This window comes from Malacoplasma iowae, from assembly GCF_900660615.1.
Classification (GTDB): domain Bacteria; phylum Bacillota_I; class Bacilli_A; order Mycoplasmatales; family Mycoplasmoidaceae; genus Malacoplasma; species Malacoplasma iowae.
The window spans coordinates 983,019-997,690 of sequence record NZ_LR215023.1 but is presented as its reverse complement, the minus strand read 5'-3'; the positions used below and the strand labels follow the sequence as shown (position 1 = coordinate 997,690).

The following is a 14,672-nucleotide window of genomic DNA, read 5'->3' as shown; positions in this document are numbered from 1 at the left end:
TTTTTTATTTTTTAAAAACAAAAAAGATTTATATATTTTTATTGTTTAAAATTTTAAACATTTAAAATATATTTATTAAGAAGAGGTTGGTTTTATTGTGATAAAGAATACAAAAAAAATTAAAGAAAGATTTCAGATGTCAAATGGTTTTAAACCTATTTGATCTTATTGTTATTTTTTATTTAAGTTTTTAATTAAGAAAAAAACCACATTCATTTTGCCAATCTTATCTTTTTTGATAGTTTTAATAATTTCTCTTGTACCTTATATAATATATTCTTCACTTTCTAATGATGAAAAAAATAATCCTTTATTTTCTTTTGCATATGCATCAGATAAAATATTGATATCATCATCAATAATAGCAACTTTGTTTTCTATTACATTTTTAATTTCTAAATCAATTAATATTTTTAAAGATTGTGAAAATGAAGGAGTTGAATTAATTATTGTATCAAAACCTATTGAAAGGTGGCAAATCTTAATTACAAAATTTTCTTTTGTTTTCATTTTATCTGTATTGATTTCACTTTTTAATTTATTGGCTTTTTTGCCAGGAAGCATATTAACAAATAATATTTACAACCATATAGGAGTTTATAAAAATACAAAAATTATTTTGTTATCTCTTGTTGGTTCTTGTTTTATAGGTTCATTGATTTTTAGTTCTATATGTATAATGATTTCATTATCTTGATCTAGAAAATTGTCAATGTCGTTAACAACATCTTTATGTTATTGAACAATAACTATAGGAGCTTTATGTAGTACTTTTGTTTCGCCAGATCCTGTTATTTCTTTGGATAATAATAGAAGTAAGTATTTAGATCCAACATCTTATTATTCGACCAATTCAAATTTAATTTATACATTTACATCAAATAGTGTTTTAACAGATAGTGAATTTGAAAAAGATATTAAAAAAGCAAATCATAATAATGATTGATTTTCTGCTTTATCTTGACTTAATGTTGGTCAATTTATTTATGATATTAATTCAAAAAATTATGCATCTAATTCTAATGATTTATATATTAACCCATTTGAAAAACAAACACTATCTGAAAATTATTCACCTACAAACATTATCAAAAAAACAAATAATAAATTTTTAAAAGTATCAGATAATACTAATATCAATAATGATTATCAAATAAGTTCAACTAATAATTATTATGTTCCATTAAATATTTTTGATAAAGAAAGTTATATTGCAAGCAATCATGAATATGATGTTGCTAATGTAAATAGTAAACAAACATTATTTAATATTAAAGAAAAGAATTCTATAAATACTGTTCAATCAAAAATTTATATTCCAAATTATTTTGAATATTCAAATAAAAATGAAATATCAAATTTAACACAAACATTTAATAGTTATTTAACAAAGGTTATAAATAATAAAAATATATCTTATGATTTTTTTAATTTTTTAAGCAGTGCAAACAACAAATTAAAACAAAATAATGGTACAACAAATGATTTTGACTTTAACAACATATTTAATGATTTTGTTAATAAGTATGAATTTAAAAACATCATAAGCAGTGATATGATTATCCCTTTAATAGAAGAAAAAAATATGGAACAAACAACATATTATACTGATGCTAAAAAACTTTTAGTTGCAGTTTCGATTTTGAATCTATTATCATTAAATGGCTCAAGTTATTTAGAACTATGTAATCATCTTTTAAAAAAAGATAGTATAAGTTTTGATTTGAAGTTTTATGAAAGTAAAAATTTAAACCAACAAAAAACTTTTACATTAACTACACAATTTAGCACGAGTAATAAATCGACAAGTGATGGTACAACAACAAGTGCTTATGGATTAAATATAAAAAGTAGTAATAAATACTATTCGTTAGAAGTTGTTGGAAACACTAGTCCAGTATATGGTGTTACTATATTTTGATTTTTAATTGGAATAATATTATTTTCTATATCAGTAATTATTTATAACAGAAGGGATTTTAAATAGTATGAGCACTAATTCAAAAGAAAATAACAATGAGCAAAAGAAAATTAAAGAATTAAAAAAGTCCTTAAATTTATTAAAAGAAAATAATATTATAGATACAAAACTTTATGAAGAATTAAACAATAAAATTAGCACATCAAATAATGAAAAATTAATAGAGTTAAATGATAAAGAAATTACAGATTTGAATTCAAAAACATTAGTTCAAGTTATAAACTTATCTAAAAAATACAATAAAAAAAGTAATAATGTTATTGATAATTTAAACTTTGAAATAAAAAGTGGTGAGTTTCATGCTTTTATTGGTGCTAATGGCGCTGGTAAAACAACAACAATAAAAGCAATAGTTGGAGCATATGCTAAGTTTGATGGAAAAATAATAATAGATGGTTTTCCAAATTACACTTCCATTGCAAAAGAAAGAATAGGTTATATTGCAGAAAAAGCTGTTTTTCCAAAAAATTTGAATACTTTAGAATATTTAGCAACAATGGCTATATTAAGTGGAATATCTAAAAAAGAAGCTTTTAAATTAGCAGAGAATAAATTAAAAGAATTAAACATGGAAAATTTATATAAGAAAAATCCTAATAATTTTTCAAGTGGACAAAAGAAAAAGGTTTTATTGGCACAAGCTTTGATAAATAATCCCAAAATATTAATCATGGATGAACCTGCAGCTAATTTAGATCCAATTGCTAGAATAGAACTTTTTGATTTGTTAAAACAGCTACAAAGTAAAGGCGTAAGTATATTTATTTCCTCTCATATATTAGCTGAACTTGATAAATATGCTGATCATGTAACAATTTTGGACGGTGGAAAAATTGTTTATACAGGCAAAATAAATCATGATGTAAATTTAGAATCATTATATTTAAAATTTGTAAAAAAAGGTTCCATTGATAATCCAATTAAGATCAAAAATTAATTATTTCAATTATTTAAATAAAAAAAGCATTGAATTTTATAGTTCAATGCTTATTTATAACTATCAAATTTTAATAATAAAATTTATATTTATAAAACAACTAATTCTCTATATGATTTAATTCTTTTGTTTAATTTTTTTCTATATTTAATTATTTTTTTTGTTTCTTGCATTCCATAAGTTCATTGAATTGCAAAATTTGTTGTTATATATACAAAATTATACATTGTTTGAATGTCTAAATCACCATACAAGTTTGTAATGTAATTTAAATCTTTTAATTTTAAATTACTATCTCTATAAAAGTTTGCAATATCTCAATATCTGTTATTTATTCTTCCTCATTCATAATCAATTAAATATATTTCTTTTGTCTTTGGGTCATATATCATGTTTTTTGGATTGATGTCATTATGAGAAAGAACCAAATCTAAATTATTATATTTAGCTATTAATTTTTTGTATAAATCAATATCAATTTGATCAATGTAAGATTTAGATTTTTCAAAAAAACTATAATAATCGTGATACAAGATATTTTCTGCTTTGCTTATATCAGTTGAATGAAGTTGTTTAATTTTTAATGCAAGATTTTTTAATAACTTTTTCTTTTTGATTATAAATTTTGGAGTATATCCATTTATTCATTTTTTTATTCCATCACCATCTTCATTTAAATATACAAATAAATCATTTTTAATTATTTTCAATATATTGAATTCATTTGTTCTACTAACAATATCATTGCAACCACCAATTCTAATCTGGTATTTTTGTTTGTTTTTTAGTTTGAATAAATACGATTCATTTGTAAAACCATGATGAATTTTTTTTATATTTTTAATGTCATTTAAACCATACTCTGAATTTTCTATAAATATTTTTTTTGCTTTTTCTAAACTCATTTCTAAACCTTAATTAAAGTGCTTCTTTTTTTATTATCATCTTATTTTTAAATATTTGTATATCAAAAATATATGCAGTTGCAAAAATCAACTCTAATAATACAATTGAACCAAGTAAAGAATAATTTACAATTAAATAACCTTGGTTGTTTTTTAAAACATCTTTTAAAAATGGAATTAAAAAAGAACTTGATGCTATACCTATTGATAAAATTGATTGATAAATACCCATAGGAGTAATTTTATTTGTTTTAAAACTCATACTTAAAACATAAGCTAAAACAAGGTTGTATAAAATCCCATAAGCAAAACCATTAAAGAAAGAAACGCCAAAGTAAACATAAGGATTTTGGTTAAAAATAACAATTAATTGAAACAATATTCATAAACTTATTCCAACAGAAAAAGAAATTAACTTATTTGTTTTTTTAACTAAAAAGTTTGCTACAAATACAGTTCCCAATAATTGGGCTAAACTAAATATTGTAGAAAGATAAGCTTGAATACTTGCAATCTTATCTTTAATTCCCATATTTTGCGCTAAATTTTGAATTGTTAATGTAGCAATAGATCCACTGTTTGAGAATTTAATAAATGATATAAAAAAACCAGTAAGACAAACTAATACAAATAAGAAAATGCTTTTTATTGATGATTTATTTTTGTCTCCACTAAGTTGAATGTTATTAAGTGTTGTTCCAATTTTACTTCGGTCCTCTTTAACAAAAAATAAGATAATAAATGTTATTACATAAAATACAATTCCCACAACCCATAAATATATAAATATATTTAAATTTAATGTTTGGTTGGTATTTGATGAAATAATTTTAATTGTAGATTGAATTGGTGCACTAATAAAGTCAGCAATTAATGGTGGGAATGCCATTATGGAAACTGTAAGAAAAGATTTGCTTTTTGTATACTGTTCTTTGAACATTAATTCATATGTTCCAATCATTGATGCACCAATACCAACTCCAACAGATTGAACTATATTTGTTTCAGTGCTTGGATATATAATTATTGGAATAAATGTAATTATTCCAATTGAAACTGCCATATATAAAATAATTTTTCTATTTTTTATGTATAAACTTAACCAATCAGCAATTGGTCTAATAAATATTCCAACTAGTCCATACATTACTAAAGGTAACCAGACAATGTGGGGATTTATTTCGTTTTGTATAATTGATGTATAGTCTCTAAGTAATTTTAATGGAATTCAAAAAACAACATAAGAAATAAAAAAAATCTTATATCCTTTTGTTACATTTTTTAATTTGAAAACAAATAATAATGAACAAGAGAATACAATTACAAAAATAATAGAATTGATTGTTATTTCCAATAAATTGTTTTGCATTATCATAATCAAAATTTATAAACATATTGATTTTATATTAAATATTAATCTTTTCAAAAAAGATAATCATTTGAAAATATTATTTTTTAGTAAAATCTTTTTAACTTAATAAGTCAACAATACAGTTACTAAATTTTCTATTTAATATTTGTTTTTAATAATTAGATGAGATTGAATTATTAATTTAAAAGTATTTTATTTGTTTAAAAAAGACAAATATTTAACATTAGGTTTTATTACAACTAAAATAATTTTAAAATTTACTAATAATTTCCTATTGATATTTTATAAATTATGTTAAAATAACTATGTTATGTGAATAAATTGGCCACATAGCTCAGCGGTAGAGCAACCGGCTGTTAACCGGTTGGTCGTAGGTTCGATCCCTACTGTGGCCGCCATTTGGCCCGTTGGTGAAGTGACTTAACACACACGCCTTTCACGCGTGCATTCACGGGTTTGAATCCCGTACGGGTCACCAAATAATTTGTATATAGCAGAGCGCCAACTCTGCACCTTAAGGAGTGTTAGCTCAGCTGGGAGAGCATATGCCTTACAAGCATAGGGTCGGGGGTTCGATCCCCTCACACTCCACCATGGGCCGACTTAGCTCAATAGGCAGAGCAACTGACTTGTAATCAGTAGGTTGTAGGTTCGATTCCTATAGTCGGCACCATTTTTATTTTTTTTGCTTTGTTAGCTCAGTTGGTAGAGCAAGTGACTCTTAATCACTGGGTCGTGGGTTCGAGCCCCTCACAAAGCACCACGCACTTATGGCGGAATTGGCAGACGCGTCAGACTTAGGATCTGATGCCTTACGGCGTGGGGGTTCAAGTCCCTTTAAGTGCACCATATAAAATTACTATTAACTTACACTTTTGTGTAAGTTTTTTTTATTGTTTCCAATTTAATATTAGAATTAATTAATATGAATAGGAGTTACTATGGAAGAAAAAAAATTATCATTGTTTGAAACCCAAAAAGCAATTAAGTATATTAAGGACTTATTCCAAAATACTTTTTCTAAATCACTTAACTTACACAGAATTACAGGTCCTATTGTTTTAAAACAAAACACTGGATTAAATGATGATTTAAATGGTGTTGAAACTCCAGTTAGATTTGAATCAAATGTAAATTTAATAAAAGGCGAAATACCTCAGTCACTTGCAAAATGAAAAAGATATATTTTAAAAGAATATGATGTTCCTTTACATGAAGGTGTATATGTTGACATGAATGCTATAAGAAAAGATGAAACTATTTCTTATAAACATTCAATTTATGTTGATCAATGAGATTGAGAATTAAGAATAACAAGAAAAGAGAGAAATCTTGATACTTTAAAAAAAGTAGTTAATAAAATTTATGAAGTATTAGTATATTGTCAAAATAAACTATATGATCATTACAATTGAGAAAAAAAGAATATGCTTCCAGAAAAAATTACTTTTATTACATCTCAACAATTGTTAGATATGTATCCTGATATGGATGACAAAGAAAGAGAAAAAAACATAGCATATAAATATAAAGCAGTATTTATTATAGGTATTGGTCATAAGTTAAAAAATGGGTTACCTCATGATAATAGAGCTCCAGACTATGATGATTGAAATTTAAATGGTGACATTATAGTGTGAGACGATGTTAATAAGGATGCTTTAGAATTAAGTTCAATGGGTATAAGAGTTGATTCTCATTCATTGTTAAAACAACTTGAAATAAAAGGATTAAATGAAAGATTAAACTATCATTTTCATAAATTACTTTCTAAAGATGAACTTCCTTTTTCTATTGGTGGAGGAATTGGTCAAAGCAGATTGTGTTTATTTTTATTAGGTAAAAAACATATAGGTGAAGTACAAGTTTCGGTTTGACCTGAAGAAACAATTAATGAATATAAAGCAAAAGGGGTAAAACTTTTATAGTTTTATCTTTTTTTGATTTATAAATATAATATTGGGAAATTTTTATGAGAATAATTAAAAATATAAATATTATTAATCACAATGATTCATTTTTTGGAGAAATTCATATAAATGAAAATATTATAGAAAAGGTTGTAAAAATTAGTGACACAATCAACGCTTCAGCTGATTATTTATTACCAGCTTTTGTAGATGGGCACACACATGGAGGTTATGGATTAAACTTTAACGACCTTGATAAAGTGACTCAAGAAGAAATTAATGAATATAAAAATCAATTATTTAAAGAGGGGGTTACAAATGTTGCTTTTACTACAATAACAGCCCCTATTGAAAACATTTATAAATTAGCTGAATGATATGGTAAAAATTACAATGATATTTTTATTGCTTGACACATTGAGGGACCTTTTATTTCAACAATGAAAAAAGGTGCTCATGAAGAAAAATACATAAATTTTGCTTCATCTGAAATTATTTCTAATATCATTAATTTTTCACAAAATAAAAAAATCATTATTACTTCTGCTTTAGAAGAAGGAAATAATTTTGATTCTTTAATTAACTTTGCTAGTGATAATTTTTATATATCTTTAGGTCACTCAAATGCCACTTTTAAAGATGTTATAAAATATTATAAAAATGGCGTTAATAGAGTAACACATTTATATAACGCTATGAGTGCACACAATCATAGAGAACCTGGCATTGTTAATGCTGTATTTGCTTTAAATGGAATTTATGCTGAACTAATTGCAGATGGTCATCATATTGATAATAATGTTATTTTAGAAACAATTAAAATATTGGGATTTAATAGAATAATGGTTGTTAGTGATTCTTTAAGTGTTAAGGGATTAAATGATGGTGACTACTATTATGATGGATTTAATATAACAAAAAAAGGCAAGATGTGTTATTTGCAAGATAGTAACACTATTGCAGGTAGTGCATTTAAATATATAGATATTATTAAACATGTTAAAAACATTTCTAAATGCTCTTTGTCAGATTTGGTAAAAATAAGTTCTTATAACTTTTATAAATCTATTGGTTTATCAAATGTTTATGGATCAATAGCTAAAAATTATATTGCAGATCTTGTTATTGTTGACAAAAATCTTAACATAAAAGAAACAATCAAAAATGGAATTTCAGTTTATAAAGAATTATAATTTTATATTAAATATTTTGCTGATTTAGTTTGATTTTAGTTCTATTTGCAAATCTTATCTAATAAAGATAATATTTATATTAAATTTATTATTCATACAAAAAAATAGAGGAATTTTATGACAAAAAAATTAAATTTAACAAAAGAAGTAGAATTAACTTTAGCAAAAGATTTTCATGATAATCAAGCCAACCTTTCAAATAATTTTAGAACATTTAAAATTCACCAATGAATAAGCTTTGCATGTTTTATTGTTGCATTTGTATCATTTGGTTGTACTATAGCTGGGTTTGTTTATACTGCTTTAAAGCATGAAGACTTATGAACAGTTGTAGATAAATTTACAAATCTTTCAAATTGGTTGGTTTTTGCTTATTGTTCTATATATACGTTTTTTCCAAATAAAAGATATTTTAAAGAAGATTTCTTTTTAATTGCAACTATTACATATATTGGTTTTACTTTCTTTGGGTATAACATTATCCTTGTTGGAATTGGTAGATATGATGGGGCTTATAGAGGTGAATTTTTTGATATTTTTAGTGATGTGTGAAAACACATTGTAACCCCAATTTGTTTTTTAATATTTGGTTTTTATTCAATGTATGAAAGACCTTGATGTATACCAAAAAGAAAGATTAAATTACTAGTTGTGTGTATGATAGTACCAACAATATATTTAATATATTTATCAACAGCTCCTTTTTGAATTCAAGAACCTATTAGACAATTTAATAAAGAAACAGGATTAAAAGAAATTTTAATAATTGACAATAAAATTCAATATAAAACTTATTCAGTTTATAGTTGACCAACAAATACAAAAGATTATCCTATTGCTTGATTATTTATTGCTGTAACATATTTTGTTTTACTTCCAGCATTCATTCTTGGATCTTATAGCGTATGATATATAATGTGAAAACACACTTATATTTATAAGTTAATGGAAAAGGATAAAGAAAATGAAGCAAGAAACATTAAAAAATAATCAAGATGAAAATGTTAATGATTCTACTTTAGATTTTAATGAAATCACAAAAGATCCAATTGCTAATTTTTATGAAAAATTAATTTTTGAAACTGATGAATACATTAATAATTTTTTTGATAATTATTTAAAAGAAACAAGTGAATTTTCAAATAAAGTAAATAATTTTGAATCGATAATAGAAGCTAAAAAAAATGCTCTTTATGAAACTAAATTAGAAAAGAAAATTAAAAATAAAAAAATTACAAATTTTTTCATTGGAATATCATTTGTTTTAATTTTTGGTTTCTTTTTTATAAAGACTTTTAAAAATAATAGAAAAGATATAAAAGAATTCAAAAATTATGAAAAACAACAATATGATGAAATGTTTAATTTAAATAATCAAAAAGAAAATTTAATAAAAACACTATTTTCTTTTTTTGATTATGATTTAGCTATTAATTTAATTTTAAAAAAATTAGGTTTTCAAATTAAAGATACTTTTGAAGATTCTTTAATTAAAGAATTATCAAATAAGTTTTTAAATTCTAATGATAAAGACATAGTGTCAATTAAGTCATACTTATCTTTGGTTTATAAAAATACTCCAATTTATGACTTATCTTTTTATAAAAGAAATTTTAGAAATGTTGTCACAAGTAAAACAGAATCTTTTCCTTATAGTGCAACTGAAACTTACACAAAAAGTGATGGTTCAGTTGGTTTTAGGGTTGTTACAAAATATGAACAATTGACAGCATATCATAATGAAAATACACCTTTTTTAGATGAAAATAATTTTCTAATTTTAAAAACTAATTTTATAAATGATTTAAATTTTTCAACTTTTGGAGAAAATAAAAATTATATTGAATTTGAAAATAAAGATTTCTCTAAAAAATATAAAGTTTCTTTTTTAGACAAAGAAAATAAAACTAATTCTGAAATTTTGCAATATTTCACTATTAAAGCACAAGAAGACTATGTAAATTGACATTCTAAATTTAAAGGTGATGTTCCACAAATTATAAAAAGTGGGAATATGGTTATAGTTCCATCAGATCATAGTGACATTTTTAGTGGTTTAAAAAATAAAATTAATTACTTGCATCAAATAAATATTGAAGATCAAATAGATACAAATATAAATAAACTAAAAGATAACATTCGTTATTATTTGTTTAATTTAATTAAAAGACTTACAACTGGAATTATTTCTCCTGTTATAAATAGAGAATGATATAACAATAAAAATCAATATATAATTGGTAACTTTAAGTTAGAAAAAGAAATAAAGCAAAATAACTTAAATTATTTACTAAGTTTATTAAATAGAAATGAATATTTTGGATTTTTGCAAAACACACCTTCAAGACCTTCTTGACTTCAAATTGATTCATCAATTAAATCAAATAATGTTAATTTTATAAAATTAAAAAATTGTTCATATCGTCATGAGGATTTAATAGATTTTGTACAAGTTTCTGGTATTCATGTCGGGATTAAAACTATAGCTGTCCCTTTTAAAAGATTTTATTATATAGAAGAAAATAAAAACCTAATTCATATTGAGAATACTAATAATTCAAAATTGATTGATTTTGTAATAAGTCATAAAATGAATTCTTCGCCATATTCTTTTATGGAAAATTACCAAAATGAAATAAAAAAATATGATTATTTAAAGGATTCACTAATTCAAAATTCTTGTCAAATGACTAAACTATGAGTTAATAAAAACATTAATTTTAATAATCTAGAACAACTTGATTTAAATTACTTTAAAATTGTTGAAAAAATTTATGAGTTATGTGAAAACAATTATTCAATTCATTGTAACAAAATGGGTATATCAATATGTGTTGATAATGCAGAATATAATCCGACTTTGTTAAATGATATAATTAAAGTATGTAAACAATTATTTGATGTTTTTCAGTAGATATAAAACAAAAATATATATTGAATAATGTTATTAAGGAGAGAAAATGTTAATAGATACAAGGGTTGTTCAAGAAGAACAAAACACGACAGGTTTTGAACCAAATGTCCAAAACCAAATAATGGTGCCTAATCCAACTGCTGGCCAAAAATTTATTTATGCTTTAATGATTATATTTAGTTGCTTATTAGTTTTTGGATTTATTTTGTGACCTATTCTTTTATTTGTTACTTGGCCAAATAAGTTTAACAAAATGCAGATGGAAATAAATAATTCCGCTAGTGTTATTGATGTTAACTTGCAAAAAAGAAAAGATACTTTAGTAAAACTTTTTGATGAAACAAAAGCTAATTTAAAATTTGAAAAAGAAACTATGATTAAAGTAACTGAATTAAGAAGTATGAAAAATGCCTCTACTTTAGAAGACTTTAATGGCGCAAGCAAAATGAATGGTTTAATGGAATCAATTTCAAGAGATATCAATGTTTCTTTTGAAGCATATCCTAATTTAAAAAGTTCACAAATTGTAGCTGAACTTATGAGTAGTAGCCAATACATTGAAACTGAAATTGCAGCTAGTAGAAGATTATATAATCAAAATGTTACAGCATTTAATTCAGAAATCTTTGCTTTCCCTAAAATGATGAAAGCCAAAAGTATGAAATTACATACACTTCCATTATTTTCAGCAAGTACAGAAGCTAAAAAAGATGTTGATATGTCAGGACTTGCAAACATATAAATTTTATTCGATTAAAACTTATAACTTATGGTTATAAGTTTTTTTGTTTAATCGACTAAAATTAAATTTTTATTAATTAAAGGAAATTAATCATTTTTAATCAAAATTATTTTTTTAATAAAAATTAATTATTTCTTTATAATTTTTGTTTAGAACTAGTTTATAACCAATGAAAAAGGAGTTAAATTTATGAAAAATTTTAAAAAGAAAATTTCAAGTTCAATTTTATTATTCTCTATTGGAGCCACTGTGCTGCCAAGTGCGATAATAAGTTCGAATCAAATAGCAAAAAATGTTTCTAATGGAAAATATAACGTGCCATTAAACAATAGTAATGATTTTTCCAAGATGCTAGATAATTCGTTAAAAAAAACATCAGATAATATAGTAATTAACGATAAATTTAATGATGCTAAAGAGTTATTGAATTCTATGTTTCCTAACGGAAACAGCATTGTTCTTTCTTCTGATGAAGTTAGTTTAACCAAAAATAATTTAAATAATGAAGTTATAAATTTTATTAAGGAAGAAAGTAATAAATATCTTGATAAGATATACAACCACAATTTTTTGTTTAGTGATATTATGAATATTGCTTCAAAAAAGGGTTTTACTTATGAGCAACTAGAGAAAGAGATTGATTCTAATTATGATGCAAGTAAAATCATTAATAATAAAGATCAAAATCATAATTTGGTGCCTAATGTTTCTCAATATTCGAATATTTCTTATATGAGTGAAAATATTGAAAAGATGTCTTACTTATTAAAGCAAATCCAGACTGCAGGGATTAAGTCTGGTATTATAGCCGGTGCTGCTTCTGCGTTAGCAGCTGCTTATTGAGCTGCTTCTTGATTTTTTGGATTAACAATATCATCAGCTATAGCTGCAACTACTCAAGCTGCAATGTTTGCTGCACAAGGTGCTATTTATGGTACATTCTATGAATTGAATAAGAATAAACCTGAATATGTTGATATAAAGGATATTGATGCTTTTGATGTTTCTGGAAAAATATCATGGATAAGTTCTGCAATTTTTGCGGCTTATAATGTAAAAGATTGAATAAAAACTATTTACAATTCTATTAAAACTATTAGAACTATTACAACAACATTAAGAACTGTAGTTTTTTCAACTTCGTGAGCCGCACCTGCATCTTTAATTTTTTTGACAATAGGAGATGTGGTAATTTCAATAGCAGATTTAGTTATAAACTTTCCTTTCTAGGATAATTAATTTATTGGATATTAAATTATGAAAAACATCTATTTAATTAACCGGTTTGATAAAATCAAAATTCCTTTTTGAGTTTATTGAATGCCAATTTTAGGACCAAAATTATATTGAGATTTTTTTAGATCTTTATTTAGAGAGTTTGATGAAAGAGATTTCATATGAAGGTTTAGAAGAAAATATATGTTTCTTTCATTTGGTATTTTTATAATTAATGCATTTTTAGTTTTCTTTATAAACATAATATTATTTGTTATTTTATTGTCATTAGATGCATCTTTGTTATATGCTTTATATTTTTTCATAGCATCATTTGGTCTAAGTTTTATATTTCAATTTATTTATCAACCTCTTATAACAATGAAATCAAAATCAATTATTAAAAAAAGTTATAACCATTATTACTGATCAAAATATGATAGAGAAGTTGATTATAATGAAGATACTTCTAAAATTGATAAATTTAATGGAAATGAAATATTTACAAACTTTAAAAACAATTTCTTTACTTTAAAAAATGATGAATTTATCTCTAACAAAGAATTTGATATTCCTGTGGAATTGCAATGTTCTGAAGAACAAAGACGTGCGTATTTAAGATCTAGAAGTTCTGATACTTTTGGAAGTTATTCGCTATTTAAAAAAAGAAATTGCTTTGTGTTCAGTTTTGTATATTGATATGTTGGAATGATGTATCTTTTAAATGAAATTGATTCAGTTTTAAATAGATCTAAACTATATCTTTTGGGGCTTGTTCATTTTGTTGTAAATCTTTTATATATTGTTTTTCATGTTACATTTTTAGCATTGATGTTTACAAATGTTATTCCAATAACTAATATTGGTTCAAATCCGTTTTCGGTTGCGTATGTATTTAGATTTTTAATGATACCAATACCAATGATAGTTTATACATTAATAACATTATGTTTTAGTTTCTTGTATAGAAAAATGTTTTTAAAAAATTTTTAGTAAACAATTGTTAAAAAAATATATAGACATATAAAGCGTTACTTAAAAAAGATATGCCTTTATATGTTTTGTTTATGCTCCAGACTTTTAGCAACAACAAAAGAAATATTTATTTAAATAAACTATTTTTCATCTCTTTTTAAAAAAAGTTTTACTATTATGTTATGAACATAAAAAAGAAAATATAGGAAGAAGAAAAAAGAAGGTAATTAAAAACAGAAATAAATCATGATGATATTACACACCAATGTTGATGATGTTTTAAATAAATTTATTTATTAATATATATACAAATAATTTAACAATGAAGATTTAAAATTCTAATTAACTTTGAAAAAAGATAAAACAAAAGAGATTAAAAATAACCATTTAGATTATTTATGATAATTTCAAAAAAATCAATTTATTAGATTTCATATTGTAAAAATAAAGGTTTCACTTTGATGTTAGATGATTTTAAAAAATTCTAGAGTTTCTAGTGGAACATTAAAAAGACAATTTGTTTATGTT

Annotated in this window: 13 protein-coding genes and 6 tRNA genes; 15 read left to right on the top strand and 4 right to left on the bottom strand. The window is 23.6% G+C overall.

All coding sequences use genetic code 4. The annotated features are described in order from the left end of the window. Positions 1-264: 264 nt before the first annotated feature. A complete protein-coding gene (locus EXC57_RS03970) occupies positions 265-564 on the bottom strand; it encodes a hypothetical protein (protein WP_129692674.1) in 300 nt (99 codons plus the stop codon). A gap of 148 nt (positions 565-712) precedes the next feature. Here EXC57_RS03970 and EXC57_RS03965 point away from each other — a divergent pair, with 148 nt between their 5' ends. Beyond that, positions 713-1,987, top strand: a complete 1,275-nt coding sequence (locus EXC57_RS03965; RefSeq protein ID WP_129692673.1) for a hypothetical protein — start codon at positions 713-715, stop codon at positions 1,985-1,987. Position 1,988: 1 nt separating this feature from the next. Further along, on the top strand, positions 1,989-2,918 hold the full coding sequence (locus tag EXC57_RS03960) for an ABC transporter ATP-binding protein (RefSeq protein WP_004024854.1): 930 nt from the start codon (positions 1,989-1,991) through the stop codon (positions 2,916-2,918). Between the two features lie 89 nt (positions 2,919-3,007). On the opposite strand, the gene EXC57_RS03955 is transcribed toward EXC57_RS03960, so the two are convergent. Beyond that, positions 3,008-3,823 carry a protein kinase family protein gene (locus EXC57_RS03955; RefSeq protein WP_004024853.1) on the bottom strand — a complete coding sequence of 272 codons (816 nt, stop codon included), beginning with the start codon at positions 3,821-3,823 and terminating at the stop codon, positions 3,008-3,010. Between the two features lie 13 nt (positions 3,824-3,836). Beyond that, entirely contained in the window at positions 3,837-5,192 is a 1,356-nt protein-coding gene (locus EXC57_RS03950) for an MFS transporter (RefSeq protein WP_004024852.1), read from the bottom strand. A 326-nt stretch (positions 5,193-5,518) separates the two neighbouring features. On the opposite strand from EXC57_RS03950, the gene EXC57_RS03945 reads away from it, so the two are divergent. The 12 genes from EXC57_RS03945 to EXC57_RS03890 all read left to right on the top strand — a co-directional run bounded on the left by EXC57_RS03945 (position 5,519) and on the right by EXC57_RS03890 (position 13,184). Then, positions 5,519-5,593: transfer RNA gene (locus EXC57_RS03945), tRNA-Asn, on the top strand. A gap of 3 nt (positions 5,594-5,596) precedes the next feature. Continuing rightward, positions 5,597-5,673: transfer RNA gene (locus tag EXC57_RS03940), tRNA-Glu, on the top strand. Positions 5,674-5,713: 40 nt separating this feature from the next. Continuing rightward, a tRNA-Val gene (locus EXC57_RS03935) sits at positions 5,714-5,789 on the top strand. A gap of 3 nt (positions 5,790-5,792) precedes the next feature. Then, a tRNA-Thr gene (locus EXC57_RS03930) sits at positions 5,793-5,868 on the top strand. A 14-nt stretch (positions 5,869-5,882) separates the two neighbouring features. Further along, a tRNA-Lys gene (locus EXC57_RS03925) sits at positions 5,883-5,958 on the top strand. Between the two features lies 1 nt (position 5,959). Further along, positions 5,960-6,044: transfer RNA gene (locus EXC57_RS03920), tRNA-Leu, on the top strand. A gap of 92 nt (positions 6,045-6,136) precedes the next feature. Next, entirely contained in the window at positions 6,137-7,123 is a 987-nt protein-coding gene (asnA, locus tag EXC57_RS03915; RefSeq protein ID WP_036452015.1) for an aspartate--ammonia ligase, read from the top strand. Between the two features lie 44 nt (positions 7,124-7,167). Continuing rightward, positions 7,168-8,298 (top strand): N-acetylglucosamine-6-phosphate deacetylase, encoded by a 1,131-nt coding sequence (nagA, locus tag EXC57_RS03910; protein ID WP_004025143.1) that lies wholly within the window; start codon positions 7,168-7,170, stop codon positions 8,296-8,298. Between the two features lie 117 nt (positions 8,299-8,415). Continuing rightward, positions 8,416-9,288 (top strand): DUF1600 domain-containing protein, encoded by an 873-nt coding sequence (locus tag EXC57_RS03905; RefSeq protein WP_004025144.1) that lies wholly within the window; start codon positions 8,416-8,418, stop codon positions 9,286-9,288. Then, positions 9,263-11,212 (top strand): hypothetical protein, encoded by a 1,950-nt coding sequence (locus EXC57_RS03900; RefSeq protein ID WP_004025145.1) that lies wholly within the window; start codon positions 9,263-9,265, stop codon positions 11,210-11,212. The genes EXC57_RS03905 and EXC57_RS03900 overlap by 26 nt, the downstream gene beginning before the upstream one ends. A gap of 46 nt (positions 11,213-11,258) precedes the next feature. Then, positions 11,259-11,954 (top strand): LemA family protein, encoded by a 696-nt coding sequence (locus EXC57_RS03895; protein ID WP_129692671.1) that lies wholly within the window; start codon positions 11,259-11,261, stop codon positions 11,952-11,954. Between the two features lie 189 nt (positions 11,955-12,143). After that, complete coding sequence (locus EXC57_RS03890; protein WP_129692670.1) at positions 12,144-13,184, top strand: hypothetical protein; 1,041 nt, start codon at positions 12,144-12,146, stop codon at positions 13,182-13,184. Positions 13,185-13,267: 83 nt separating this feature from the next. Here the strand turns inward: EXC57_RS03890 and EXC57_RS03885 are convergent, their stop codons facing one another. Next, on the bottom strand, positions 13,268-13,495 hold the full coding sequence (locus EXC57_RS03885; protein ID WP_129692669.1) for a hypothetical protein: 228 nt from the start codon (positions 13,493-13,495) through the stop codon (positions 13,268-13,270). A gap of 55 nt (positions 13,496-13,550) precedes the next feature. Here EXC57_RS03885 and EXC57_RS03880 point away from each other — a divergent pair, with 55 nt between their 5' ends. Continuing rightward, positions 13,551-14,162: a hypothetical protein gene (locus EXC57_RS03880; protein WP_129692668.1), complete on the top strand. Its 612-nt coding sequence runs from the start codon at positions 13,551-13,553 to the stop codon at positions 14,160-14,162. Positions 14,163-14,672: the final 510 nt, after the last annotated feature.